Raw genomic sequence first — 25,998 nt, 5'->3', positions numbered from 1 at the left:
TAAATTCGTTGATTTTTTACTTTTTGCAACTTTTTGTTTTATAAAATTCATAATCATATTGAAATGAGCTTTTAGTTATGTTAGAATAAATTACATCAAATTCTGGAGGCGTAAATATGAGCTACGTTAGTGACCAATTGGAGAAGTTAATTGCTAAAAACAAGAATGAGCCTGAATTTATTCAGGCTGCAACGGAAGTATTGGAGACAATTGCTCCCGTTATTGAACAAAACCCACAATATGAAGAGGCCGGTATTATCGAGAGAATAACTGAGCCTGACAGACAGGTTAAGTTCCGCGTAGCGTGGGTAGATGACAACGGAAAGGTTCAGGTTAACTGCGGATACCGCGTTCAGTTTAACAACGCTATCGGCCCGTACAAAGGCGGCCTGCGTTTCCATCCGTCAGTAAACATGAGCATTTTGAAGTTCCTGGGATTTGAACAAATCTTCAAAAACTCTCTTACCGGGCTGCCAATCGGCGGCGGCAAGGGCGGTGCTGATTTCGACCCGAAGGGCAAATCCGACCGCGAGGTTATGGCTTTCTGCCAGAGCTTTATGACTGAGCTGTATCGTCACATCGGCCCTGATACGGACGTTCCTGCTGGTGATATCGGAGTAGGAGCCCGTGAAATTGGCTATCTGTTTGGCCAATACAAACGTATTCAAAACGAATATTCAGGTGTACTTACAGGAAAAGGCTTGACCTTCGGCGGTTCATTAACCCGTAAAGAAGCAACAGGTTATGGCCTGCTTTACTTCACCGACGCCATGCTGAAGAAAAATGGCATGTCAATTGAGGGCAAGACCATTGCTATTTCAGGTGCCGGTAATGTCGCAATCTATGCTTGCGAAAAAGCTCAGCAACTCGGCGGCAAGGTCGTCACAATGAGCGATTCTACCGGATGGATCTATGACCCAGATGGTATTGACCTTAACGCAATCAAGGAGATTAAAGAAGTCAAACGCGGACGTTTGTATGAGTATAAGAATTACCGTCCGAATTCCGTCTATCACGACGGCAAAGGTGTTTGGACTACACCTTGCGATATCGCTCTGCCTTGCGCAACACAGAACGAGCTGCTCCTCGATGACGCTAAGGAACTCGTTAAGAACGGCGTAATCGCAGTTGCAGAAGGCGCCAATATGCCGACAAGCATTGACGCTACTAAATATCTGCAGAGCCACAATGTTCTGTTTGCACCCGGCAAGGCTGCTAACGCTGGCGGTGTCGCGACTTCAGCTCTTGAAATGAGCCAGAACAGCATGCGTCTTTCCTGGACGTTTGAAGAGGTTGATGCAAAGCTCAAAGGCATTATGGAGAATATCTTCAAGAACGTTTCAGACGCGGCTGAAAGATACAACCGTCCGAAGGACTATGTCTCCGGTGCTAACATTGCTGGTTTCGTAAAAGTTGCCGATGCAATGCTTGCACAGGGTGTTCTCTAATACAATCGTGCAAAAGCATGACGCGCCCGAAAAATGCGGGCGCGTTCATTTTTGCACAAAAACCAGTGCTGCGCGGTAGAACCAATGATGTTCACCGTATGAATCTACAGTAAACTACTGCTAATACGAAGGGCCGTATCAAATTGCTGAATAACAGCATTTGATACGGCCCTACATAACTTTCAAATTGCCGTCAAACAACGTCATAACCTTGGTCCTCGATGGCGTTTTTTATATCATCGACGGTTAATTTTTCAGCGTCAAATTCGACAGTCACTGTTTTGCCTTCAAGGTCTACAACGACGTTGTCGACACCGTCAAGGCCTCCAACCGCCGTTTTTACAGCGTTTACGCAGTGACTGCACGACATACCGTTTACATTAAGCACCTTTGTTACCTTTGCCATAATGAATCCTCCAAAATTAAATTTGTTCCTTAATTATAAATTCGCATTAGCTACTTGTCTGTGATTTTAGGCACATCCCCGCTCGACACTTTGTCATTCGCTTCTGCCTTTTTGCGTTATCCTGCTCTCTTGGGGTCATACCTTTTGAGAGTAAGTGAATTTGTGACGACTGAAACAGAACTGAACGCCATAGCAGCACCGGCTATCATCGGATTTAGAAAACCAAAAGCCGCAAATGGAATACCTATTGCGTTATAGAAAAATGCCCAGAAAAGGTTTTGTTTTATTTTGCGCATGGTTTTCCTCGAAAGCCTAACCGCCGCTGGGACAGTTCTCAGGTCACCGCTCATCAGGGTTATATCGGCGGCCTCTATGGCGACATCTGTTCCGGTACCTATTGCCATACCGATGTCTGCTGTCGCGAGAGCCGGTGCGTCGTTAATGCCATCGCCTACCATTGCTGTTATTTTACCCGATTTTCTGAGCTTTTCAACCTCTGCCGCCTTGTTTTCCGGCAGAACCTCGGCAAGTACGTCTTTGATACCTGCCTTACTGGCAACAGCGTTTGCAGTCCGCTCATTATCGCCCGTTATCATGTATACCGAAATTCCCATGTCGGCAAGCTCATCAATCGCAGTCTTTGAGTGTGCTTTGATGGTATCTGCAACGGCAATAACTGCCTCAAGCGCACCGTCAACCGCCATGAGCATAGCTGTTTTTCCGTCGTCTTCAAGCGACTCGAGCGTCTTTTCCGTGTCAGCCAAACTGATATTATGTTCTGACATCAGCTTTCGCGTACCCAACAGCACCTCTCTGCCGCTCACAACTGCCTTGACCCCGCGTCCGGGTATAGCCTCGAATCTTTCTGGATCAGGAATATCCGAAAGCTCCTTTTTCCCGTACTCGAAGATTGCGGCACCGAGCGGGTGCTCTGATTTTTTCTCCGACGCGCTGGCAAACTTCAATATTTCAATTTCCGTAAGGTTACCAAGCGATATAATGTCCGTAACCTCTGGTTCTCCGTTTGTAATCGTTCCGGTCTTATCAAACACAACAGCATTTATTTTATAGGCGGTTTCGAGATACTCCCCGCCTTTTATCAAAATACCGTTTTCTGCGCCTTTACCTGTACCAACCATAATGGCCGTCGGAGTAGCAAGTCCCAGCGAACAGGGGCACGCGATGACGAGAACCGATACCGCGCTTATGAGCGCCTTTGTAACATCGCCCGTCGCAATAAGCCAGCCGATTAAGGTTATAATGCTGATGCCGATAACGGCAGGAACAAATATGCCCGAAACCTTGTCTGCAATCTTTTGTATCGGCGCCTTAGAGCCCTGGGCTTCCTCGACCATCTTTACAATCTGGGCGAGCACAGTGTCCTTTCCGACTTTTGTAGCCTCGAATTTGAACGTACCAAACTTGTTAATCGTCGAGCCTATGCAGATGTCGCCCACACCTTTTTCAACGGGTATACTTTCCCCTGTCAGCATGGACTCGTCGATGGATGAGCTTCCCTCGATGATTTTGCCGTCAACCGGCACTTTCTCACCCGGCCTGACGACAATTATATCCCCTTCTTCGACTTCTTCGAGCGGGATATCCTCTTCGACACCATTGCGGATGACCCGCGCTGTTTTGGCCTGAAGTTTCATAAGTTTCTTTATGGCATCCGACGTTCTGCCCTTTGCCGCTGTTTCAAGATACTTGCCGAGCAATATCAGTGTTATTATCACCGCCGACGCCTCAAAATACAGGTTTCCCATGCCGCCCATACCATTCATCTGACCGAAAAAGACATTATAGAGGCTATAAAAGTAAGCGGCAGAGGTGCCCATTGCGATAAGTACGTCCATGTTCGCGCTTTTTGAGCGCAGGGCAAAATACGCATGCTTGTAGAATCTGAACCCGATTATAAACTGAACCGGCGTCGCTATGGCAAGCTGGAAATATGGGTTGTGCAAAAACGCGATATCAATGCCGAACATAGAGAAAATCATTGAAAGCAGAAGCGGCGAAGTCAGTATTATAGATGCAATCAGAGAATACTTGAGATTTCTGATTTCCCGTTCGCGCTGTTCCCTCTCAGCGTCATAGGTGACCTCTTCTTCCCTTTCTGCCTTATATCCGAGCGATTCAATGGCTTTGATTATGTCCGATACTTTAATTTTGGCAGGGTCGTATTCGACCGTAGCCTTTTCGGTAGCCAGATTGACGGCGGCAGTCGTAACACCGTCAGTCCGCAAAAGCTTTTTTTCTATCCTCGCAGCGCATGACGCGCAGGTCATGCCTCTGACATTAAGCACCGCTATTTTCGTGGCCTTTTCTTTTATCACAGAATAGCCGAGCTTTGTCACGACCTTTTCAAGCTCATCCCTATTTGTCACGCTGTCGTCGTATTCGACCGTCGCGCGCTCCAAAGAAAGGTTTACGTTGGCAGACTTAACCCCGTCGAGCCTTGAAAGCCCCTTTTCTATCCTTGCAGCGCATGCCGCACAGGACATGCCCGCTATTTTTAACGTTTCTTTTTTAATCATTTATATAAAACCCTCTTGATAAATTTATGAATGATATAAGGCATTGCCCACATGCTGGTCAGCTTCAATTTAAGTTCATGTTTGTTCCATCATGGCGTTACCGGCTGGTTCAGTTTTAGCTTTTTCGTTCCCCGCCGTTATATTCGCATAAAACCGCTGACTTAGTTAATGGCAATACCTTTGCGGAATTTTCTCCGCTGTTTTTATTCTCGTCCCTTTTTTCCTTATAGTCAAGTCTTTTATCATTTGAATGTTTCCACAACCTCATTAAACAAAGCCAAAAACATACTTCAAAAGGCAGTTTAATCTTTACTTCACCAGTCCGTGCAGGTTTGATTCGTCCGTTTATGAAGAATCAATGTCATAAGCAGGTTTCCCATCATATCATGTAACATTGAAGTCCGACACTTTTTGAGGGGGCCTTTGGATGGACAAACCTGACGTGATATTGACATACGGTGACAAAGCCGCGGTTTATGCCGACAAAAGTTTGGGCGGGACGGGACCTGTTGTCGTCTTTGTTCCCGGATTGGGCGGTGTTGCGCAGCATTTTTTCGAAAACAACTCAATGTATAAAAATGCTGTGGACGCCGGATTCCGAGCCGCTGTGGTAGGATTTAAATTTCCAGACGGGAAAGCGCTCGATATGTGGAGCAACGGCGAACTGCTGGCAAAGCAAATCAGCGATATCTGCAGTTATTTTCATGTGCCGAAGGTGACTATTGTCGCACACAGCAAAGGCGGCGTTGATTCACAGGCTGCGGCTGTTCATTTCGGCGCGTATAAAAACATAGACAGCATTATTACACTCGCGACGCCGCATTGGGGATCGCAGCTTGCGGATATCGCCTACAGTTCGGTAGGATGGGCTTTTGCGGAATTAATAAAAGCGCACAGCCCGGGCTGCTTTGCCATGCAGACCGTATGTATGCGCGAATTTCGTAAGATTACAGACAACAGCCCAAATAACGTCGCACCAATCAAAACCTTTGCCGGAAACGGCGGCGCTGACGAGCTGTCAAGAATGTATTTCGGTCATCTCCTGCTGGACAAATACGGTGAAAATGACGGCGTTGTCACCGTTGAAAGCGCTCACAATCCAAAGGGCGAGCATATGGGTACTTATCCCTATAACCACGCTCAAATGGGCAAAGGCAAATTCATGTGGAAACACCTCGAACCTGTGCTCAAAGGCAAAAAAGCTGAACCTGCAGTCCCAGTTTTTGCGCCGCGCAAAATTTCCCGCCCAGCCCATATCCTCAGAGGTGGGAGCCTCGAAAAGGGCATTGATGAAAGCTTTTATATAGACAGCACCGCAGAAAGGATTATTATTACCGTTACATTTTCAGGCGAATTTAATCACCGGCTTTTCAGCCTTGCTTCCCCATCTGGCCTTAGGAAAATACTCGCTGCGAAAAAAGAAAGCAGCGGCGTTATTATTTACAAAACTGAAATACTTGACCCCCAGCCGGGCAAGTGGCGGCTTCTGGCAGCGCCGTGTAAGGGTGCATATACGGCGGTAATCTGTCTCATGGGCAAGAATACGTTCTGTGCATGCCCGAGTTCGCCGGCTCCGGGAAAAGTCAATGCGGAAATGAGGATTCTGCGCACCTGTGCCGACAGTTATGATGTTGTCGCAGAGTACAGCTTTAAAAATGGAAACGAGTTGCCGCGCGCGCCCAAACTTAAGAACGGGATCTACAATGTGGAGCTTAACCTGCGTGGAGAACTCGATGACGGCAGTCTTTATGAGCGGACACTTATCCGGCCAATCGCTTCAGGTGGCAGCATAACAGAATTTTTACGCTCAAGAGGAATTTGATTTTATAATTATATCAATTCATCCAAAAGAACATTCTGGAAAGTATTGCGGCAAATAATAAGAATCAGGGCGTGCGAAGCTGCGTACACCCTGGTTCTTTGTTGATCGCGCGACAAAGTAAACAATGAGGCTATTAGGTTAAATGCTGCAAGCGACCCCTGTGTTTTAACGGCAAAAGCGGGTATGCAAATTTACGGTGAGTGCGTTTTTGTTTTCATGTACCCTCTTGCTTTTCGAGAACGCTTAAAGTAAATCACTGAAAGCACTATAAATATAATAAATCCAAAAGCGGACAACACCGCACCGGGCTTCAAACCCGGCGTGAAATAATGAAGTTCAATTGTATGACTGCCCTTTTTCAGCGGAATCGCCATGAAAAGTGTGTTTGCCTTGAGTATTTTCACAGGTTTTGAATCTACAGTCGCCGTCCATCCGCTGCTATAAGGTATAGTCAGGCACAGAATTTTGTCTCTCTCAAGAGTAATTTCCCCTAAAACGCGGTTTGGGCTTACTGTGACATCTTTAAGCGAATTTTCTGACAGGCGCGAAATATATTTTCCATATTCCTCCATCGGGATACAAAAGACCTCTATGTCCTTCAGCTTATATCGTCCCGGTGTCGTAAATTCAAACGACGCGGAGGTTATGCCGTCCTGCCTGTATCCGAGGTTTATGAGGTAATCGTTCTCTCCGTAATAAAAGTTGTCATATTCAGACCTCACATACAGAGTTTTGTTTATGTTTTCAGACGAAACTCCCACCGTCATAAAGTCGACTCCGGACTCACTCAAAATTAGGTCCTCGAGCCTTATATATGTTTCACTGCCGGATAGCCCGTTAAAAGTTACATTTATCTTGGCGTTTGGCTTTTTGACAATAAGTTCCCCGTTTCTCCATTCGGCGCCGTCTGTTTTTACTGCGCAGTTTAATTTTTTAACAGTGTTTTTGATGCGGCCTTTTGGCCAGCCGCTCACTTCGCCATCTATGATTGCCGTCTGGAGTGCCGCCTCCTGCCTTTCCAGAGCGCCCATCTTATTAAATTCGGATTCAGTGATATAGCTGTCATAGGTGTATCCGAGCGGCAGAGCATATTTGTTGTAATATACACCGGGAATATCGGTCTTTTCAAAGCCGTAGGGAACATAATCGAGACTGCTGCCCTGCCCTAATGCAAAGTATTTGACCGAGGACAACGTCTCAAGCGCCGCCCTGCTGTCGAGATTGCCCAGATTGAAAGCTGTAGACATTGAGGGTGAAACGCTAAACTTGCGTCTAAAATCAGTCATGTTGGAATTAATTATGCTATAGTATACCGAAACGCCCGGGTATGAGCGCAGCATTGAAGCGTTCGGCATGCCGTTGCTTTTTGAGTCGAGCCGGTAAAAGCTCCTATCATTCTGCTTGAGCTTTTCAATACCTTCAGCAGGGTAATTCTGAAATTTTGACAAGGCTGTATTTTTGTTAGTAAACTCTGAAACATAGTTTTTCTTATCCGGCGCAAATAAAAATACGGCGTTTGATATAAGATTCAGAACAATGATTATACACAGCAGAAACGCCGGCAAGCGTCTGAACGAATTGCTTTTAGAAACGATTAAAGCTGCTAATCCCTTCAACGGCAATTTTTGCGGCAGCGAATCCTGTATAGGCGTCAACTGCCGTTGATTTGATTCCATGTTATGAATTTGAATGAAAAATAACATTGCCGTCGTCAGTGCAAGCATGCCGAAAGCAAGCATTGTGTAGGCATTGCGCGAACTGCCTTTCACAAAACACAATATGCCGTATATAATAACGGCGGTCAGGCATGACAGTTGCTCACGGAAACTCATTCTAAAAAGTGACGGCAGCATGCAGACGACGATAAAAGCGACGAGAAAGCTGAAAGCAAACGTCCAACGGTTGGAAACATAGCCGAAACCGTTCATAATATAGCCCCCGAGGGGTACCAAAGCAGCAATGAAGGCGACAATAAAACCTATTTTAAGGGGCTTTAGCTTTTCGTCACGCTTTAGAAACAACACGACGACAGCAGGAACCGCTATTGCCGCTATGTTCAGATAATCCCAGCTTGCGGGGCCGGCGATAAAGCCGAGCAGGAATGTCAAGCATTGCCGCGGCAATAAAAGGCTTTTTGCGGTAATATGGCCGCTTATCCGTGAACTGCTGAAAAAGCCGTAAATCACAGGCAAAAATAATATGGACGCCATCATTATGCCGACAAGATAAAACGAAACGGACTTTACAAACGCTTTTATTAATTCCTTGAATGTGCTGCTTTTATAAAGTGCCTTAAAACGAATAAGAGCATATACAAATATGAACAGCGACATCATGTATAAGAAGTAAAAGCCCGTGATTGCTGAAATAAAGACGGTTAAAATAAAAATTATAGGACTCTTTTTTCTTAGTACCAAGTCAAGGCCTATCAGCATCAGTGGAAGAAAAATCATCGGATTTATAAAAAAGGGGTGTCTGACACCAGCAACAAGAGCATACCCGCAGAATACATAAGTAATCGACCCAATAAGGACGCTGAACGGCTGTTTTTTAAAGTAAAAGCAAAAGGCTGAGAACGCTATGCCGGAAAGATACATGCGAAGGACTATAAGCACTTCATACAGTGTTTCCGTTCCGGCCGCCGGAACAAAAGCGGACAGCAATACAAACGGGTCGCCCAGCCCGTAATAATTCAGCGTTGCTATAATATTTTCGCCCATGCCGATGTTGAAATCGAACAACGGGATATTAAAATCACCGCTTAATATACTCAACAGGATACGCCTGTAGTATCTGCCGATATATATAAGGGCGGGAAAATGTTGGTTATACCCATCACAGTTCCAGATAAAGGATTTTCCATGTATCCAAAATGAGCAGTAACCAAACAAGAATATAACGGCAAAAAGAAAAGTATATGCCGCATAAAACATTAAGAATGATTTTTTATTAGAACTATATGCCCTATTTTTTAGATTCACTCTTCAACCACCAAATAAATTTTTATGTAGCCTTAAGCTTTCATTGATGTCTGACTGTCACACTCTTAGTTTAGGACATGGGCTTATACATGCTAATTCTTGACCTTTTTATCGAATGTAATTCAAAACCGAAAACTATGTGAAATGTATTCGGCGGTACACATAAAGATAGTATGTTCGTCAAAAGATATTCTGTATTATTATTTTGTTTCTTTTATTGAAACAAAACTTTTTTTAATAAATTTTTAAATTTCTTATTGACATAGCATGACCTTAATGTTATAATAAACAAGCGCTGAGGGACAGAACAAAAAACCTCAAAACAACAAAATATAGCGAGTGGTTAGAAAATTCTCCACTTCATCTTGTGATTGCAAACCTTCAGTGTTGCTATTAAAAATGCGACTGTGCTGGAATTGGCAGACAGGCACGTTTGAGGGGCGTGTGCTTCGGCGTATGGGTTCAAGTCCCATCAGTCGCACCAATCAGAATAGCCTTGTGGATATGAACAAGGCTATTCTTTATATGCGGGTATGGCGGAATTGGCAGACGCGTAAGATTCAGGATCTTATGGTCGCAAGGCTGTGCAGGTTCAAATCCTGTTACCCGCACCAAACCCCACGGATTAAGACCGTGGGGTTTTACTTTTTCTGTGCATATAGCTTGCAAAGCATCTAAAAATTAAAATTGCACACTTTATTGCACATTTTTTAAAATGGCTCAATGTGATGCTCTGCGCTTCTATTCTCCGGCGGCGAATATTGTTTATAACATGGCTATATATGACTAATGACAGAAAATCGGTCGGCAGAAACTGTCGACCGATTTTTTAAATACGATAATCGTCTCTCAGGTTATCCATCAGCCCATATTCCAGCAAGATTTCCTCAAGACGTTCCTGCGACATTGGTTTGGGGATTGAAAAATTAGTGTTCTGGTCAATTGCCTTCGCCAAATTGCGATATTCGTCGGCCTGCTTTGAATTTGGCTCATACTCAATGACGGTTTTCCGATTGATTTCAGCGCGCTGAACCACATTGTCACGAGGAATAAAGTAGATTAGCTGCGTTCCTAATTCTGCAGAAAAAGCCCGGAGAAGGTCAATCTCCCGGTCGACATTACGGCTATTGCAGATAATGCCCCCGAGCCGTACGCCGCCCTTTTTCGCGAACCTTGCAATCCCTTTTGCGATATTGTTGGCAGCATACAATGCCATCATCTCACCGCTCGCCACAATATAAATTTCCTTTGCCTTCCCTTCACGAATCGGCATTGCAAAGCCGCCGCAAACAACGTCTCCGAGGACATCGTAAAATACATAATCGAGATCCTCTGTATAGGCTCCAAGCTGCTCTAACAATCCTATGGAAGTAATTATCCCACGTCCGGCACATCCAACGCCGGGTTCCGGCCCTCCAGACTCTACACACTTAATTCCGCCGAATCCGGTGCGCATGATACTGCTAAGTTCCACATCTTCTCCAGTCTCGCGCAGCGTATCGAGAACAGTGCGCTGGGCAAGTGTTCCCAAGAGAAGTCTTGTTGAGTCAGCCTTAGGGTCACACCCTACTACCATAATCTTTTTTCCGCTTTCCGCAAGTGCTGCGGTAAGGTTTTGCGTGGTGGTAGACTTTCCTATACCACCCTTCCCATAGATAGCAATTTGTCTTATTTCCTTACTCATATGCTTTTCCTCCAAAGTCAAAAAGTATATACACTGCGGCGTGTGTCGTCTTAACCGCAGCTAACAAGCGTGCTAATAGAAATTTTAAAAGCATAACCGCTATGCCGACTCTGTTTGAAATAGGCTCTTGCAAAAATCAGGTACGGGCCTTTTTAAACGCCTGTTCCAAATCCGCTATTAAATCGGACACATCTTCAAGCCCCGCGGATATGCGAATCAGGTTCTCTGGGATATCGGCAATTTTCTTCTCATATGATTCCAGTTCTCCATGGGTGGTCTGAGGTGAATTAACAATCAGGCTGCGGACATCTCCGATATTTACATGGTAATGAAAAAGTTTCACTGAATTTAAGAAAGTCTCTCTTTGGGCAGTCGTCCCTTTGAAGCCGAATGCCAGGACTCCGCCTACCCCTCTTGGAAAATCACGTTCAGCAAGATCATAATAGGGACTTCCCTTTAACCCGGGATACCGAACCCATTCCACGGACTCGTGAGTATTTAAGTATTCCGCCAAGGCTTTGGCGTTTTGCACTTGTTTAGCTATGCGCTCAGACAGAGTTTCCAATCCGAGCAAGACAAGGTAAGCGTCAAACGGCGATAGCGCTGCTCCAAAGTAGTTGAGGTAGTTAAAGCGGACTCTGCTTGTAAACGGAGCCTCAGGGAATACCTCGGGAAAACTGCGGTTATTCTCGTTAATATCCCGCAAGGTATAATACTTTTCAGAAAACTGCGGAAATTTATCGGTCTGCCAGTTGAATTTTCCGCTTTCCAATATCAGCCCGGCAATTACATTTCCGTGCCCCGCCAGGCCCTTGGTGGCAGAGTAAATCACAATGTCGGCCCCATGCTCAATAGGGTTATACAAATACGGGGTCGCGATTGTGTTGTCTACGATAAGCGGTATGCCATGTTCATGGGCGACGCGCGCAATCGCATCAATGTCTAAGAGTACGGCGCTTGGGTTGCTGATACTCTCGACATAGATTGCTTTGGTATCGGGCGTAATTTCGTCCGACAGCTTTTCCGGGTTTTCAATATTTTTCGCATAATCAATCGTGATACCGAATTTGGGATAGATCTTTTTAAAGCTATCAGCGCTGCCGCCATAGAGATAAGGGGATGTAAGAATACGCCCTCCGCCTTCTGCAATATTGAGCAGCGTATAACTGATAGCCGCCATGCCGGAAGCGAGCGCAATCGCACCGCTGGCCCCATCAAGCGCCGCGACGCGCTGTTCTAACACACTGACAGTGGGGTTCCCAATGCGAGTATACAGATTGCCTGCCTCTCGTATTCCAAATAACGCTTTGGCATGCTCCACATCGCGAAAATCATAGGCTGTGGTCTGATAAATCGGCGGCGATACAGCATAGTTATGCTCTTTTGGCTCATAGCCAGCCCGCAATCTTTGCGTATCAAACCGATATGCAGTTTTCTCCAAAACATTTGCCATATAAGTTTTCCTCCTAAATTAAAATGTTGATATCGATGCATTCCCGGCATTTCACAATCGCCGCACATATCAAACCACCTCCTAATTGATTCGCAAAATAAGCAGCTTTATTTCAATCGAGTAATACTCGATACTGCTCCACTTTGGTTTCCTTTTCATATCGCTTTTTAACCGTGAGAAAAGGTATTTTCCGCTTTTATAGGACGGATATACACTTGGTCAGATACATCCCGCCCGCCGGGAATTCCGGCGGCATCTGCCCGGCATCGCTGACAATGCCGGAATACGTCAATATACTTCTCCGCCTCTGCCCGCGCCTTGCTGAGCAATTCGCAACCGGGCTCGCTGCACCAGCTTAGTTTATGCTGGGGAATCAGCGGGATGATGTTGTAGATTTTAGCCCCGCGCGACGCTACAGTCTTTGCCACCTCCGGCACATGCTCCGCATTGATTTCAGGAATCAGCACTGTGTTTACCTTTACTGTTATTCCTGACTGTGAGACCTTTTCAATACCGGCAAGTTGATTTCGAATGAGAATCTCCGCGGCTTCAGTCCCCACATAGCGTTTGCCGTGATAGAAAATCCCCGCGCATATCTGAGCCTCTATTGCCGGGTCAACTGCATTGACGGTAACTGTCAGGCTATCAATGCCCACTTCAATAATCTCATCGGCATATTCCGGAAGCAAAAGCCCGTTTGTGCTCATACACTTAATAATTTGAGGGAACTCCTTTTTGATAAGGCGAAAGGTTTCCAGCGCATAAGGTGTTGCCAGTGTATCGCCCGGCCCAGCCACACCCACTACGGTAATGTCCGGGCAAAGGGCTACAGCCTCCCTCACTACCTCAACAGCTTCTTTAGGCGTAATGATCTTGCTCGCAACACCGGGGCGAATATCCGTATCGTTTATGTCGCGCTTGCAGAAGTTGCAATAAATATTACATCCAGGGGATACCGGCAGATGAACCCGTCCCTTATAGTTTTTTGCGCCCACTGCAAAGCAGGGATGTCGCTTCTTCAAATCGTCGTATGTAAATGCCATAAAACTCACCCCTTTCAGCCATTGTCTTCAAGCAAGCGGTCATCGATTAATTTAGCGAGAATTTTATCCACTTCTCCGGCTGCTTCAAACACCCTTTTGCCCTTGCTCAGCATAAAGGCTGCCGCGGGTTCGCCTATTTTTAAAACAAATATTGCATCGCAATCGTTCAACACAGAAATCAGATGTTCAAATCCGCCTTCACAATGGCCTTGACATTTGGCAGCCGTTTTGCGGGTCTCTACAAAATGCGCTTCTGTATCCACGTCGTAGATCTGCCAGTATCTGGCCGAACCGAAATGTTGGTCAATAATTGTGCCATCAATGCTGGCAAATCCAATGCGGTAACTCATAGGGCATCCTCCTTACGCATAGGTCGAAAGAACCGTCTGGTAGATGTCCTCTATAACACGAAGTCCTCCCGTAAAGCCTGCGTAGTTAGTCGTCAAAACCAAGCGGTATTGAGAAGGTACAGCAGCCGGGAGAAAATCATATCCCTTTTCTTTTGCAAGTTCCTTATCCCATCCTGAACCGATGATAATGCCACGGCCGTTATGACGTATCCCGCGGAGAATTTCCTGCGCCTTTCCTGCATCTGGTTCAAAATAAAGCGGAATTTCCCGCTTATTGCTGGTACTTTTCAAATCGGCCCGAATGGTTTCTTGAAATTTCTCTGGCGTGCCGTCCGTTACGAACTGTTCCTTTGGCACGATTCCAACCTCGTGCAGCAAGAATTTAGATAAGGCAACGACGTATCCCGCGTCATGCAGAATATGGGCATGGTTGGGAAGGCCGTAACGGAACTCCAAAAGGAAAGCCGCAAGGTTCTCGATTTCTTCATAGTAAGCGTCTGACTCGTGTTTGATAAACGCCCGCGCTTTTTTCTCGTCAATTTCGGCTCCCTGGGCAACTGCAAATTCTACAACCTGATTGAGAAACGCTTCTGTTTCATTTGCTCCAATGGGAATATGATGGAACCATGTATATTCCTGCCCATACTTGGATTTGAGATGATCCGCAATTGGCTTGCCGTACCACGGTGAAACTAATATGTTGAAGCCCGCTGTCGGTATGGTCTGCCACTCTTTTACTCCACCTGACTCCGGTCCAAACAAAACATTGGCTTTTAGCCCGATGCCCGCAAGCAGGCGCTTATATTCAGCCAGATTGCCTTTCCAAAATGGGTCCTGATATGGAATAGAGGCAATCAGGTTCACTGTATTCTTTTGCGACTTAGGTTTATTCTCCGACTCAAACCGGCTCACATATTGGTCGATTATGGCATTTACCACAAGGCTGTGAGCTTCAAAATTGGTGGCCTTAAAGCCAGCGGTTTCAACCGATACAATCGGTTTTCCCTCTTCGGCGAATTCCGCCACCAAGCTATCCACGTCGTCTCCGACAATGCCCGCAGTACAGCCAGTCATAACTACCTGCAAATCTGTATCCAATACTTTGTAGGTGTTTTTTATAATGTCGCGCAGCCGGTTTATGCCACCGAACACAACTTCTTTTTCGGAAAAGTTCGTGCAAGGGGCTGTAGGGCCGCCGGTATATCCCTTCGAGCGTTCAAAAAAGCCGGCAACCATCTCTCCGCAGCCGGGTCCGGAATGAAGAATCGGCACAGCCCTCGGAATTGCCACAACACTTTGCATAGCGCCAATTGCACAGGTAAAGCGTTCTTGTTCAATCATGCCTGATCGGCTCATTTGCCAGCACCTCCTTTCAAGAAATAGTACGGCGGCTGCTCAAGCCACCATTCGGTGTAAGGGTTAACCGCATGCTTTTCGAGGTTTTTTACAAACTCATCGTTTTCAATAGTCTCCAACAGGCGCTCGCCATAGTTAACCAGCCCTTCATAACCCATGGAGTAATGCTCGTCGCCAATCAGCAGCGAAGGAATACCCAGTTTGGCGCCCCAAAGCGTCATTCCGCCATGCCGGGCCAGCAGCACGTCCGGGCGGATACGGTTCAAGGCATTGACCAGCTCGAACTCCTGTTTACTACAGACATTGAAGTTCGGCACATTGCCATAATCGGTTACATGCTGTGACAACTGGTCGTTTTCCCGGCGTCCGCTGTCATAGACGGGGTCATGGTGGAAAATCGCCGCGCCGACAGCTTTCAGGCCAAGCTCTTCCAGCACATTCAGCAATGCGTGGCCATGTGCCGCGCCGGCAGTTACATAAGCGGTTTTGCCTGACAGTTTTTCACGCAGGGCTTCGATTTTGGGCAGGTACTTTTTCTTCTTTTCCGCAATGATTTTTTCGGCGACTTCCTCTTTTCCAAGAACCTTTCCTAATGCTCGGAACCATCTGTCCGTTTGTGCAATGCCATAAGGCGGCGCAGCAGGGATTTCTGGAACGCCAAAGTCCTGTTCCAGCACCGCGCCCAGATAGCTGCCCAACGTGGAGCAAACTTGGACAGTCGCAGCCGCCTCACTGGCGTATCTTAATCTGTTTACCGTTGAATAAGGCGTAATGTAATTCGGTTTTACGCCAAACGGGGCAAACCACTCGGTAAACACATCACTGCCCCAGAAGTTAATTACATTAACCATATCATGCCGCCGCTCACGGGGTTTCTGGATTAGTTTGCGCGCAATGCCGTGATAAGCCGCGTCAAAACCTGTTGTCCAAACCTTGGAACGGAAGCCTTCACAGAAGATGGCTACAACCGGAATCCCCAACTCCTCCTCGGCTTCGTTGCAAATACTCTCCACATCATCGCCAATGATTCCGGCGGCACAAGTAGTCAATACAAAAATAGCGTTCGCCCTTGTGCGGTCATATACTTCGCGAATGGTATTTGCAAGCTTAATATTTCCCCCGTAAACCGTGTCCTTTTCCTTTAGATTTGTGGAAAAGATATGGCGTGGCGTGGGGTGTTCAACGCCGCGCAGGGGAGAATTCACGCGGTAGGTAAAAGCAAAATCATGCAGGCAGGAAGCACAGCCCACCGGTCCGTGGCTGATGACCGCGCCATCTTGAATTAAGATAGTCATACAAGCCGCTTTTGAAGTTGCGCAGCCGAGGCATTGGCTGAATGACCGCCCTTTATCCTTCAAGCCGCAATAGCTCATCTCTGCAAGTTCTTTAGCATCACCTTGATAACCTGTTATTGAATTAATCCTGATTTCCCTTATCTGTACTTTCGGAAGGGACAAATTAATATTCGGCACTTGTTATCACTCCATTCGTTAAAGATTCCATATCTGCTGCGCCGTTCGACGATTACAAATAGCAGCGAATAAAACCTAAGCCGCTTCAACGCCATTAATACACCGATATTTCATATATGATTAATATGATTAATGGTTCTAATATTGACCTACACCATTCTGCTGTGTCCCTTAAAATAGATTTTTTGAAATATATCGCTCTCCCCTGTCTGGCAAAACTGTGACGATAGTTCCACATTTAATTCGAGCGGCAAGCTTGCGTATCGCTGCAAGATTCGCACCGGAAGATGAGCCTGCTATAATACCTTCATTTCTTGCAAGCAGTCTGGTTTCTTCAAAAGCCTCATCATCGCTGACTTTTATGACCTCATCTACAAGTGACATATCCATCGTATCCGCTATAAAATCGTTTCCAATGCCCTCAATATCGTAGTCGCCATGTTCCCCACCCCCAATCGTCGAACCAATCGGGTCGGCGAGAATACCTTTGATATTCGGCTTTCCCTCTTTCAAGTAACGGACGATTCCAGTGTATGTACCGCCGCTGCCTGCGCCTGCGACAAAATAATCTATACTTACGCCTAAATCAGACCATATTTCCGGACCAGTTGTTTCATAATGCGCCAATGGATTTGCAGGATTGCGAAATTGCTCAAGCGAAATTGCATTGGGTATCGACTTACGCAATTCCTCTGCTTTTCGTTCTGCCCCCTGCATGCCTTCCTCCCGGGGCGTGTTGATAACTTCTGCGCCAAGAGCGCGAAGCAAAACCTGTTTTTCCTCCGAGAATTTTGTCGGTACCACCATAATCAGCCGGTAACCCCGGTTAAGGGCGGCAAATGCAATGCCAAGTCCCGTATTGCCAGCAGTTCCCTCCACTATTGTTCCGCCGGGAACTAAAACACCTCTTTTTTCCGCGTCCTCAATCATATACTTGCCGATTCGGTCTTTTACACTGCCTCCAGGGTTGTATAGTTCAAGCTTTGCATACACGCATATTCCGTCAGGAAAACCGGAATGGCGAAGACGTACAAGAGGCGTGTTTCCTATAAGCTGTTGCATGTCATCGTAAACCATCACATTCGGGCTCCTTCAATTGCAGAAAATAAATCGTCATGCAAATCATCGTAGTGTTCAATACCAACTGACAACCGGACCAGTGTGTCCGTAATACCGACCCTTTCTCGAATGTCCTTTGGTATAGATGCATGGGTCATGCTTGCAGGGTGGCAAACAAGGCTTTCAACACCGCCCAAACTTTCGGCAAGAGCTATCAGTTTTAATCCCTTAAAAAACTTATTTATGTCATAATTTCCCTGAAGTTCAAACGAAATTATGGCGCCGCCGTTTTTCGCCTGCCGCTTCTGGATTTCGTATCCTTGTGCAGTTTTTAAGCCCGGGTAATAGAGTTTTTTAACTGCCGGATTGCTTTGCAAGGCCTCTGCAAGCTTTTCGGCATTGGCTACATGGGCGTCCATGCGCACCGCCAATGTCTTGATGCTGCGGATAAGCAAAAAAGAATCGAACGGGCCCGCAACGGCTCCCACTGAATTTTGAATAAAATGCAGCCTATCTGCGAGTTCAGCGTCTTTGACAATGACAAATCCGGCAATGACGTCACTGTGACCGCCTAAGTACTTGGTCGCTGAGTGCACGACAATATCCGCACCAAGCTCCAAGGGGCGCTGGAGATACGGCGTCATAAAGGTGTTATCCACTATAGTCAGCGCGCCGTTTTTTCTCGCTATCTCGGCCGCCGCCGCAATATCCGTAACTGTCAGCAGAGGATTGGCCGGTGATTCAAGCAGCATAGCTTTTACGTCAGAAGTAAAGGCGTTTTCGACCGCTGTTAAGTCAGTCGTGTCCACAATCTTATAGCGCAGTCCATATTGCTTAAAGACTTTGTCCAGAATACGATAGGTTCCGCCATACACGTTGCTGGAGATAATGACGCTGTCGCCTGATTTGAAGAGATGAAGGACTGCATCAATCGCTGCCATACCGGAAGAAAAAGCAAAACCATGTGACCCACCCTCCAACTCTGCAATCAGAGCCTCCAAAGCCGCTCTCGTGGGGTTACCGGTTCGTGAATATTCCCACTTTGAGCGCAGCTTGCCCAAACCGTCCTGCTCAAAGGTGGAAGTTTGGAAAATGGGGGTGTTTACCGCTCCGGTGGCTATGTCTCCATAAATGCCGCCGTGAATAACTGCCGATTCAATATGTTTGTAGTTTGCCAAAACAATCAACCCTTTCGATAATTAATGGCCTTATTTATCCAGCTTTGCAGGAATTACTGCCCCGCCATAAGTCTTTTCGATATACTTTCTGGTATCCTCGGACTGGAGCGCTTTCACCAAAGCGACGATGGCTGGATTATTCACGTCTTCTTTCCTAACGGCGATGATATTCGCATAAGGGCTGTCGCTGCCTTCGCTGAAGAGCCTTTTCGAAGTAATTTTTGCTTCCAGCGCCTTATTCGTATTAGTAATAAAGAAATCATAGTCGTCTTTTGTAGGGATAATCTGCGCTGAATCAAGTTCAACAATCTTTATCGGTCGCAGATATTTCTCGATATCCGATACCGAAGCACTCAAGGAATTCGCGGTTTTAGCATTAAGCTTTATAAACCCGTTTTCTTCAAGAATGCGCAAGGCCCTATATTCGTTAGTGCCGTCGTTCGGGACTGCCACAACCGCATTATCTGGAATATCCTCTTTTGAGCTGTATTTATCGGAGTATGCTGTGATTGGCTCTACATGGATATCTCCCGCATTCACAAGATCATACCCATTTGCCTTATTCCATTCCTGAAGATAAGGCTCATGCTGAAAATAGTTAAAGTCAATTTCCCCTTTTGCAAGTTTCTCATTGGTGGTGGTATCTGCGCTCGTTGCAACCAGTTCCACAATAATCCCCTGCTCTGCCAGCTTGGGAGTTACATATTTAATAAGCTCGGAATGAGGAACCAAGTCAGCGATACCCTTAATCGTTACTTTTTTCTGATCTGATGATGAGTTTTCGCTGGTGTTCGCAGTCGCGCCTTTATTGCTGCACCCGGTAATAAAGCCCAATGTTAATGACAATATAAGGATAACAAGACCAGCATTGTGTTTTTTCATACTCTTTTCCCTCCAAAATTCAAATAAGGTTTCTCTTTTTCAAGATTTGCTTCGATGTAAAATTCCCAATCCACTGAACCAGTTGGACAAGGATAATCAAAACGTAAACCGACGCAAACAGAACGTCATGCTGAAAACGCTGGTAGCCAAAACGCACCGCGATATCCCCGATACCTCCGGCTCCAAACATACCCGCAAGCGCAGTCATCGAAATGACGGCGATAACAGCCACCGTAAATCCACGAATTAAGGAAGGCAAAGTTTCAGGCAGCAATACGCGAAATATGATTTGAAAATTAGTACTGCCAATGGACTTCGCGGCTTCAATCTTACCTTTTGAAATTTCAAGCAGACTGCTTTCCACAATTCGCGCATACATGGGAATGCAACTGGCAGCAATGGCTATTATGCAGGCGTTGGTGCCATATGATTTCCCGAATAGAAGACGCGCAACTGGAATCATGAGAATAATCATAATCATCTGCGGGAGAGAACGCAGGCAATTAATCAGCCAGCCTGACCCGGCATACAAAATCTTCATAGGTACCAACCCATCGGGATTGGTTACAGTCAGCAGAATCCCGAGCAAAAGGCCAAACACCAGCATTATGGCGGAAGAAAGCGCCGTCATATACAAAGTTTCCAAAATAGCCGGCGCCAACCGCACCCATATTTCCGGCGCAAAAGAACCTTTTATTACTTCCCAAAGCGGTGTATCCAGCAAGCTCACATTATCACCCCTTGCGATGATTGATTAAATACAAACTATTAAATGCCACTGCCGTTTTCCATCTCCATCGTTTGCTGAAACTCTGTAAACACCTGCGCAAACAGAGCTCCCGTACGGCTATGGGGATTGCTGAAAATTTCCCGGACTGAGCCAACTTCGGTGATTTTTCCATCCTCCAGAACTGCCATTCGCTCGCAAGTATATCGAATGGCGTCCAATTCGTGCGTAATCATTAAAATAGTGATACCTGTAGCGCGGTTGATTTCTTTTAGCAAATCCAGAATTTGCAGAGTAGTCTGAGGGTCAAGCGCAGAGGTTGCTTCATCGCTTAGCAACAGTTCCGGACGATTTACCAATGCCCGCGCAATCCCCACACGTTGTTTTTGGCCCCCGGATAATCCTCCCGGATAGGCATCCAACTTATCAGACAAGCCGACAAGTTCTGCTGTTTCCAAGACTCTTCGCCGAATTTCTGCTTTTGGGATTCCGCTTATTTCCAATGGGTACGCAATGTTGCGATATACGTTTTTGGATTCAAACAGATTAAATGTTTGAAAAATCATGCCAATTTTCTTTCTCTCTCGCAGCAGTTCCTTTTTTGAAAGGCTGAGAATGTCAACGCCTCCTACTTTGATACTGCCTGAGTCCGGCGTTTCAAGCCGATTTATACATCTGGCAAGCGTGGACTTCCCCGCTCCGCTGAATCCAATGATGCCAAATATTTCTCCTTTGCGAACCGTTAAATTAATTCCCTTTAGCACTTGAAGCGAACTGCCATGTGAGTGAAATGTTTTATGTAAATCTGAAATTTGAATATATCTATCTGTAACATCATCGCGTTTGTCAACAGGCATGACGTACTTCTCCTTTCCACTGAAATTGCGGAGATAAGTTGCATTTAAGCTAAAATAAAATCAGCCGGGATAATTCTTATCCCGGCTGTAAATCAAACAAGGATAGAATTATCCGATGGTAAGCAAATTGCACATATAACAATAGGGCATACAGAACATCTGCATACCCATAACACAATTACAATCCATATTATCTTTTAAGATGAGGAGTTTTCTGTTTTTCATTCTGGGTATCCCCTCTCTCGCAAATATTTCATAATTCATAGTATTTTTATAGAAATTATATGATTTACTAATTAGAATGTCAATAGTGGACGCGGCAAATTCATTATTTTTGCCCAAACTACTAAAATTTTGTATTCTAATACTTGTCTTTTTATGAAATTTTTAATTTTATAATACATTATTTATACTAATATCCTCTAATGAAGGTGTAAATACGCACATAAATTAACTGATGTGTCTCCTAAAATATATAATTTTTATAAAAATAATAAGATTAGTATTGACAAACCCCAGTAAAGGATTATTATTATACATATAAGATTAATAATATTTTGACAAAGATGAATATGAACCTGACCAACCGCATAACATTTGACGTAACTGGTAAGAAGAGTGCTCAGATGGAATTCCCGGTTTTCATATGGTATAATATGATTTACGGGAAGTGATATCATGAAGATTTCTACCAGAGGCAGATACGCATTACGAATGATGCTTGATTTGGCTATGCATAACGATGAATATTCGCCAATTAAAATGATTGCAGAACGCCAAGGAATTTCAAATAAGTATTTGGAACAGATTATCACAGTATTAAGCAGAGCAGGATATGTCAAAAGCATTCGGGGCCCACAAGGCGGTTATAAGCTTGCCCGGCCAGCCAGTGAATATACGGTAGGTATGATTCTGCGGCTGATTGAGGGCAGCCTTGTTCCTGTAGCTTGTATGGAGGATAATCCTAATCAATGCCCTCGCAGTGAATTCTGCGCAACACTGGAAGTATGGAAAAAAATTGATGAAGCAGTCAGCAATGTAGTCGACAATATTACATTAGAGGATCTCGTAAATATACAGTACAAAAAACTACAGGATAAAGCGAAAGGATAAAGCGGAAGCGCGATATCTGAATTTTGATTTCCGGGGAAATTGCACAACTATTTCTTATTATTTCTATATGATTTATAATGATTAGGAGTGAATGATATGGCAGAAAAAAGAACTTACCATTTTGAAACCCTCCAGGTACATGCAGGGCAAGAACACCCTGATCCGGCGACTGATGCGAGGGCAGTTCCGATTTATCAAACCTCGTCCTATGTATTTGCAAACTCAGCCCAAGCCGCCGGAAGATTTGGACTTACGGAACCCGGAAATATCTATTCCCGCATTATGAATCCGACATCGGATGTATTTGAAAAGCGTATGGCAGCGCTGGAAGGCGGCGTTGGGGCTTTGGCGTTATCCAGCGGTGCGGCAGCAGTTACATATGCTATTCAGACCATTGCCCGTTCAGGGGATCACATCGTTGCTGCCAACACGCTGTATGGAGGTACATATAACTTATTTGCGCATACTTTCAAAGACTTCGGCATTGACGTGACCTTTGTTGACCCCGACGAACCCAGGAACTTTGAAAATGCAATCAGGCCCAACACCAAAGCAATCTTTTTTGAAACCCTCGGAAACCCCAATTCCAGTATCGTCGATATTCGCGCCGTTGCCGATATAGCCCATAGAAACGGTATTCCTGTGATTGTCGACAATACTTTCGCGACCCCTTACCTGCTGCGCCCCTTTGAATACGGCGCTGATATTGTTGTGCATTCGGCCACAAAGTTCATAGGCGGCCACGGCACATCAATCGGCGGAGTGATTGTAGACAGCGGAAAATTCGATTGGGCGGCCTCCGGAAAATTCCCCGGCCTTTCAGAACCTAACCCCAGCTATCACGGTGTCCGCTTTACCGAGGCGGCCGGAAATGCGGCATATATCACTAAAGCGCGCGTTATCCTGTTAAGGGACACCGGAGCAGCCTTAAGCCCGTTTAACTCATTCCTGTTCCTGCAGGGTCTGGAAACTTTGTCACTGCGCGTGGAGCGTCATGTTGAAAATGCACTCAAAGTGGTTGACTTCCTAAAATCCCATCCTAAAGTCGAACGTGTCAATCATCCTTCCCTGCCGGAAAGCCCTTATCACAAGCTTTATCAGCAGTATTTCCCAAAGGGCGCTGGCTCAATATTTACCTTTGAAATCAAGGGCGGAGCTGAGGAAGCAAAGGCCTTTGTCGACAAGCTAAAAATCTTCTCACTGCTTGCCAATGTTGCGGATGTTAAGTCACTTGTCATTCACCCAGCCAGTACTACACATTCACAAATGACTGAACAAGAGCTGTTGGAGTCTGGCATAAAACCAAATACTATTAGGCTTTCTATCGGCACCGAACACATTGACGATTTGATTTATGACCTTGAACAAGCATTTGAGTCTTAACGGTTGCGGCGGAGAGGGGCAGGGTATTTCCTGCCCTCTCCTATTCGCAGAACTCTTCCTATAAATGCGGACAGCTTTTAACGAGTAACCTCGTGCGACCACTAATCATACCATATTGATATAATTAGTATGTATTATACAGCAGCTATGAAAGGAGCGTTGAAATTGGATTGGGCATTTATAAAACAATGTATACCGCTGTATAAAGAGGCCGCAGTACTAACGCTCTCGATAGCGCTGCTGGGAATTCTGCTTTCTCTGGCAATTGGGCTTGCCTGCAGCCTGATACTATATTACAAAATACCGGTTATTCGGCGGATTGTGCATGGATACATTGAACTGTCAAGAAACACACCGCTTTTGGTTCAACTTTTCTTTTTATATTTCGGGCTTCCAAAGGCCGGTATCGTTATTAGTTCAAAGGCCTGCGCCATTATCGGTCTCGCCTTTCTTGGCGGCAGCTACATGGCAGAAGCGTTTCGCAGCGGACTGGAATCAGTGGAAAAATCACAGCTTGAGGCTGGGTTAAGTTTAGGGTTAACCCGTGCGCAGGTTATACGTTATATTGTTTTGCCTCAGGCGGTTTCAACTTCTGTTCCGCCTCTTTGTGCAAACACTATTTTCCTCATTAAAGAAACGTCTGTTTTCAGCGCTGTGGCACTTGCTGATTTGATGTTTGTAGCAAAGGATCTTATCGGGTTGTACTACAAAACGGATGAGGCCCTGTTATTGCTTGTAGTCTTCTATTTAATCATCCTGCTCCCGATATCCGTTGCCGCATCCTTGATTGAGAGGAGGCTGCGCCATGCCGGATTTGGGTATTCGAGTGCTGTTTGAAGGAAACAATTTTTTGAGACTGATGGGTGGACTATGGGTCACCGTCAAAATTTCTTTGCTTTCGGCAGCGATTTCTGTGCTGCTTGGTGTGCTTTTGGGCATGGTCATGGCGCTTAAAAACCCTATTACAAAATGTCTTACGCGCATATATTTGGAGTTTATACGTATTATGCCGCAGCTTGTCCTTTTGTTTCTGGTGTATTTCGGTGCGGCAAAGACATTCAATATCGACATTTCAGGCGAGACTGCCGCTGTCATTGTGTTTGTGCTCTGGGGAACGGCTGAAATGGGCGATCTCGTCCGCGGGGCGCTCATATCTATACCAAAACACCAGTATGAAAGCAGTAAGGCTCTTGGCCTTTCGCGGTTTCAGACATACCGATACGTTATTATTCCCCAAACGCTGCGGAGACTAATTCCCTTAGCCATTAATTTGGTTACCCGAATGATTAAAACTACGTCACTGATTGTATTGATTGGTGTCGTTGAGGTATTGAAGGTCGGGCAACAGATTATTGAAGCGAATCGATATACAGCGCCGTCAGCCGCTCTGTGGATTTATGGCACTATATTCTTCTTATATTTTGCAATTTGCTATCCCATTTCGAAGCTGGCAGGCATACTCGAAAAACGCTGGCAGAATTGAGGTGAAAACATTGGAACAGGCTTTGTTGGAAGTCCGTAATCTGCAAAAAAGCTACGACAAAACTCCGGTATTAAAGAACGTCAACTTTTCGATTCAGAAAGGCGAAGTTGCCGTAATTTTAGGCCCTTCTGGCTGCGGAAAAAGTACGCTGCTGCGGTGTATTAACGGCCTTGAACCGGTTCAGTCAGGAGAAATTATTTTAGACGGTCAGAATATCCTTCGTAGCAAGACAAATTGGAGTCAGATCAGGCAAAAAATCGGCATGGTTTTTCAAAGCTACGATTTGTTTCCTCACATGACTGTATTGGATAATATTCTTCTCGGGCCGCTTAAGGTTCAAAAGCGCAGCAAACAAGAAGCCACGGCTGCAGCAGAAAGGCTGTTGGAACGCGTCGGGCTATTGGAAAAAAGGAACGCCTATCCCCGCCAACTATCCGGCGGGCAAAAACAAAGAGTCGCCATTGTCCGCGCTCTGATTATGGAACCGGAGATTATGCTTTTTGACGAGGTGACAGCGGCACTGGACCCTGAAATGGTTCGGGAAGTGCTGGACGTAATTTTGGAGCTTGCCCGGGGCGGAATGACAATGCTTATTGTGACTCATGAAATGCAATTTGCAAGGGCAATCGCGGATAAAATCTTGTTTCTTGATGCAGGCGAAATTGCCGAGAGTTCTGACCCCGAATCATTTTTTAAAAATCCCCAAACGGAGCGTGCACGCCGTTTTCTAAATACATTTGAATTTAATTCAGTGAGAGAGTGAG

Annotated in this window: 22 protein-coding genes and 2 tRNA genes; 10 read left to right on the top strand and 14 right to left on the bottom strand. The window is 45.6% G+C overall.

What is annotated here, in order from left to right; genetic code table 11:
- The first annotated feature begins 116 nt into the window (after window positions 1–116).
- The gene (gene gdhA / locus V6C21_RS05530) at window positions 117–1,448 is read left to right on the top strand and encodes an NADP-specific glutamate dehydrogenase (RefSeq protein ID WP_034840871.1); all 1,332 of its coding nucleotides are present in this window, start codon (window positions 117–119) and stop codon (window positions 1,446–1,448) included.
- Between the two features lie 193 nt (window positions 1,449–1,641).
- Here gdhA and copZ read toward each other — a convergent pair whose 3' ends face one another.
- Both copZ and V6C21_RS05520 read right to left on the bottom strand, forming a co-directional pair.
- Entirely contained in the window at window positions 1,642–1,854 is a 213-nt protein-coding gene (gene copZ / locus V6C21_RS05525; protein WP_034840868.1) for a copper chaperone CopZ, read from the bottom strand.
- A 116-nt stretch (window positions 1,855–1,970) separates the two neighbouring features.
- Window positions 1,971–4,391, bottom strand: a complete 2,421-nt coding sequence (locus tag V6C21_RS05520) for a heavy metal translocating P-type ATPase (protein WP_479268538.1) — start codon at window positions 4,389–4,391, stop codon at window positions 1,971–1,973.
- Window positions 4,392–4,818: 427 nt separating this feature from the next.
- On the opposite strand from V6C21_RS05520, the gene V6C21_RS05515 reads away from it, so the two are divergent.
- Window positions 4,819–6,213, top strand: coding sequence for an esterase/lipase family protein (locus V6C21_RS05515; RefSeq protein WP_479268537.1), 1,395 nt, complete (start codon window positions 4,819–4,821; stop codon window positions 6,211–6,213).
- A gap of 191 nt (window positions 6,214–6,404) precedes the next feature.
- Here V6C21_RS05515 and V6C21_RS05510 read toward each other — a convergent pair whose 3' ends face one another.
- Window positions 6,405–9,194, bottom strand: a complete 2,790-nt coding sequence (locus V6C21_RS05510; RefSeq protein WP_479268536.1) for a YfhO family protein — start codon at window positions 9,192–9,194, stop codon at window positions 6,405–6,407.
- A 401-nt stretch (window positions 9,195–9,595) separates the two neighbouring features.
- Between V6C21_RS05510 and V6C21_RS05505 the strand changes: the two genes are divergently transcribed.
- Window positions 9,596–9,678, top strand: a tRNA-Leu gene (locus V6C21_RS05505).
- A 43-nt stretch (window positions 9,679–9,721) separates the two neighbouring features.
- A tRNA-Leu gene (locus V6C21_RS05500) sits at window positions 9,722–9,808 on the top strand.
- Window positions 9,809–10,023: 215 nt separating this feature from the next.
- Here V6C21_RS05500 and nifH read toward each other — a convergent pair.
- The 10 genes from nifH to V6C21_RS05450 all read right to left on the bottom strand — a co-directional run bounded on the left by nifH (window position 10,024) and on the right by V6C21_RS05450 (window position 20,212).
- A complete protein-coding gene (nifH, locus tag V6C21_RS05495; protein WP_034840856.1) occupies window positions 10,024–10,878 on the bottom strand; it encodes a nitrogenase iron protein in 855 nt (284 codons plus the stop codon).
- A 136-nt stretch (window positions 10,879–11,014) separates the two neighbouring features.
- Window positions 11,015–12,331 carry an O-acetylhomoserine aminocarboxypropyltransferase/cysteine synthase family protein gene (locus V6C21_RS05490; protein ID WP_479268535.1) on the bottom strand — a complete coding sequence of 439 codons (1,317 nt, stop codon included), beginning with the start codon at window positions 12,329–12,331 and terminating at the stop codon, window positions 11,015–11,017.
- Window positions 12,332–12,498: 167 nt separating this feature from the next.
- Window positions 12,499–13,374: a radical SAM protein gene (locus tag V6C21_RS05485; protein WP_045085413.1), complete on the bottom strand. Its 876-nt coding sequence runs from the start codon at window positions 13,372–13,374 to the stop codon at window positions 12,499–12,501.
- A 14-nt stretch (window positions 13,375–13,388) separates the two neighbouring features.
- Window positions 13,389–13,724, bottom strand: a complete 336-nt coding sequence (locus V6C21_RS05480) for a NifB/NifX family molybdenum-iron cluster-binding protein (RefSeq protein ID WP_034840848.1) — start codon at window positions 13,722–13,724, stop codon at window positions 13,389–13,391.
- 12 nt (window positions 13,725–13,736) lie between these two features.
- On the bottom strand, window positions 13,737–15,080 hold the full coding sequence (locus tag V6C21_RS05475; protein ID WP_045085411.1) for a nitrogenase component 1: 1,344 nt from the start codon (window positions 15,078–15,080) through the stop codon (window positions 13,737–13,739).
- A complete protein-coding gene (locus V6C21_RS05470) occupies window positions 15,077–16,552 on the bottom strand; it encodes a nitrogenase component 1 (protein WP_479268534.1) in 1,476 nt (491 codons plus the stop codon). The genes V6C21_RS05475 and V6C21_RS05470 overlap by 4 nt, the downstream gene beginning before the upstream one ends.
- A gap of 171 nt (window positions 16,553–16,723) precedes the next feature.
- A complete protein-coding gene (locus V6C21_RS05465; protein WP_479268553.1) occupies window positions 16,724–17,629 on the bottom strand; it encodes a PLP-dependent cysteine synthase family protein in 906 nt (301 codons plus the stop codon).
- The gene (locus V6C21_RS05460; protein WP_479268533.1) at window positions 17,629–18,789 is read right to left on the bottom strand and encodes a trans-sulfuration enzyme family protein; all 1,161 of its coding nucleotides are present in this window, start codon (window positions 18,787–18,789) and stop codon (window positions 17,629–17,631) included. The genes V6C21_RS05465 and V6C21_RS05460 overlap by 1 nt, the downstream gene beginning before the upstream one ends.
- Window positions 18,790–18,819: 30 nt before the next feature.
- A complete protein-coding gene (locus tag V6C21_RS05455; RefSeq protein ID WP_034840835.1) occupies window positions 18,820–19,671 on the bottom strand; it encodes a MetQ/NlpA family ABC transporter substrate-binding protein in 852 nt (283 codons plus the stop codon).
- 19 nt (window positions 19,672–19,690) lie between these two features.
- Entirely contained in the window at window positions 19,691–20,212 is a 522-nt protein-coding gene (locus tag V6C21_RS05450; RefSeq protein ID WP_479268532.1) for a methionine ABC transporter permease, read from the bottom strand.
- Between the two features lie 19 nt (window positions 20,213–20,231).
- Here V6C21_RS05450 and V6C21_RS05445 point away from each other — a divergent pair, with 19 nt between their 5' ends.
- Entirely contained in the window at window positions 20,232–20,429 is a 198-nt protein-coding gene (locus V6C21_RS05445; protein ID WP_479268531.1) for a hypothetical protein, read from the top strand.
- A 10-nt stretch (window positions 20,430–20,439) separates the two neighbouring features.
- Here the strand turns inward: V6C21_RS05445 and V6C21_RS05440 are convergent, their stop codons facing one another.
- The gene (locus V6C21_RS05440; RefSeq protein WP_034840829.1) at window positions 20,440–21,255 is read right to left on the bottom strand and encodes a methionine ABC transporter ATP-binding protein; all 816 of its coding nucleotides are present in this window, start codon (window positions 21,253–21,255) and stop codon (window positions 20,440–20,442) included.
- Window positions 21,256–21,933: 678 nt separating this feature from the next.
- On the opposite strand from V6C21_RS05440, the gene V6C21_RS05435 reads away from it, so the two are divergent.
- The 5 genes from V6C21_RS05435 (at window position 21,934) to V6C21_RS05415 (ending at window position 25,997) form a co-directional block, all read left to right on the top strand.
- A complete protein-coding gene (locus tag V6C21_RS05435; protein ID WP_034840827.1) occupies window positions 21,934–22,368 on the top strand; it encodes an RrF2 family transcriptional regulator in 435 nt (144 codons plus the stop codon).
- Between the two features lie 96 nt (window positions 22,369–22,464).
- Complete coding sequence (locus V6C21_RS05430; protein WP_034840825.1) at window positions 22,465–23,751, top strand: O-acetylhomoserine aminocarboxypropyltransferase/cysteine synthase family protein; 1,287 nt, start codon at window positions 22,465–22,467, stop codon at window positions 23,749–23,751.
- 165 nt (window positions 23,752–23,916) lie between these two features.
- Complete coding sequence (locus tag V6C21_RS05425) at window positions 23,917–24,588, top strand: amino acid ABC transporter permease (RefSeq protein ID WP_034840823.1); 672 nt, start codon at window positions 23,917–23,919, stop codon at window positions 24,586–24,588.
- A complete protein-coding gene (locus tag V6C21_RS05420; protein ID WP_479268530.1) occupies window positions 24,557–25,234 on the top strand; it encodes an amino acid ABC transporter permease in 678 nt (225 codons plus the stop codon). The genes V6C21_RS05425 and V6C21_RS05420 overlap by 32 nt, the downstream gene beginning before the upstream one ends.
- Complete coding sequence (locus V6C21_RS05415) at window positions 25,230–25,997, top strand: amino acid ABC transporter ATP-binding protein (RefSeq protein ID WP_479268552.1); 768 nt, start codon at window positions 25,230–25,232, stop codon at window positions 25,995–25,997. The genes V6C21_RS05420 and V6C21_RS05415 overlap by 5 nt, the downstream gene beginning before the upstream one ends.
- Window position 25,998 lies beyond the last annotated feature (1 nt).

Origin of the sequence: [Clostridium] cellulosi (assembly GCF_036762875.1) — a bacterium.
In the GTDB taxonomy this organism is placed as follows: domain Bacteria; phylum Bacillota; class Clostridia; order Oscillospirales; family Ethanoligenentaceae; genus Ruminiclostridium_D; species Ruminiclostridium_D cellulosi.
The sequence above is the reverse complement of the archived record's forward strand: the minus strand, read 5'-3'. Positions and strand labels throughout refer to the sequence as shown.

Coding starts and splice junctions, on each gene's coding strand:
- gdhA (WP_034840871.1), top strand. CDS start 117: ATGAGCTACGTTAGTGACCAATTGGAGAAGTTAATTGCTAAAAACAAG.
- copZ (WP_034840868.1), bottom strand. CDS start 1,854: ATGGCAAAGGTAACAAAGGTGCTTAATGTAAACGGTATGTCGTGCAGT.
- V6C21_RS05520 (WP_479268538.1), bottom strand. CDS start 4,391: ATGATTAAAAAAGAAACGTTAAAAATAGCGGGCATGTCCTGTGCGGCA.
- V6C21_RS05515 (WP_479268537.1), top strand. CDS start 4,819: ATGGACAAACCTGACGTGATATTGACATACGGTGACAAAGCCGCGGTT.
- nifH (WP_034840856.1), bottom strand. CDS start 10,878: ATGAGTAAGGAAATAAGACAAATTGCTATCTATGGGAAGGGTGGTATA.
- V6C21_RS05490 (WP_479268535.1), bottom strand. CDS start 12,331: ATGGCAAATGTTTTGGAGAAAACTGCATATCGGTTTGATACGCAAAGA.
- V6C21_RS05485 (WP_045085413.1), bottom strand. CDS start 13,374: ATGGCATTTACATACGACGATTTGAAGAAGCGACATCCCTGCTTTGCA.
- V6C21_RS05480 (WP_034840848.1), bottom strand. CDS start 13,724: ATGAGTTACCGCATTGGATTTGCCAGCATTGATGGCACAATTATTGAC.
- V6C21_RS05475 (WP_045085411.1), bottom strand. CDS start 15,080: ATGAGCCGATCAGGCATGATTGAACAAGAACGCTTTACCTGTGCAATT.
- V6C21_RS05465 (WP_479268553.1), bottom strand. CDS start 17,629: ATGGTTTACGATGACATGCAACAGCTTATAGGAAACACGCCTCTTGTA.
- V6C21_RS05455 (WP_034840835.1), bottom strand. CDS start 19,671: ATGAAAAAACACAATGCTGGTCTTGTTATCCTTATATTGTCATTAACA.
- V6C21_RS05450 (WP_479268532.1), bottom strand. CDS start 20,212: ATGAAGATTTTGTATGCCGGGTCAGGCTGGCTGATTAATTGCCTGCGT.
- V6C21_RS05440 (WP_034840829.1), bottom strand. CDS start 21,255: ATGCCTGTTGACAAACGCGATGATGTTACAGATAGATATATTCAAATT.
- V6C21_RS05435 (WP_034840827.1), top strand. CDS start 21,934: ATGAAGATTTCTACCAGAGGCAGATACGCATTACGAATGATGCTTGAT.
- V6C21_RS05430 (WP_034840825.1), top strand. CDS start 22,465: ATGGCAGAAAAAAGAACTTACCATTTTGAAACCCTCCAGGTACATGCA.
- V6C21_RS05420 (WP_479268530.1), top strand. CDS start 24,557: ATGCCGGATTTGGGTATTCGAGTGCTGTTTGAAGGAAACAATTTTTTG.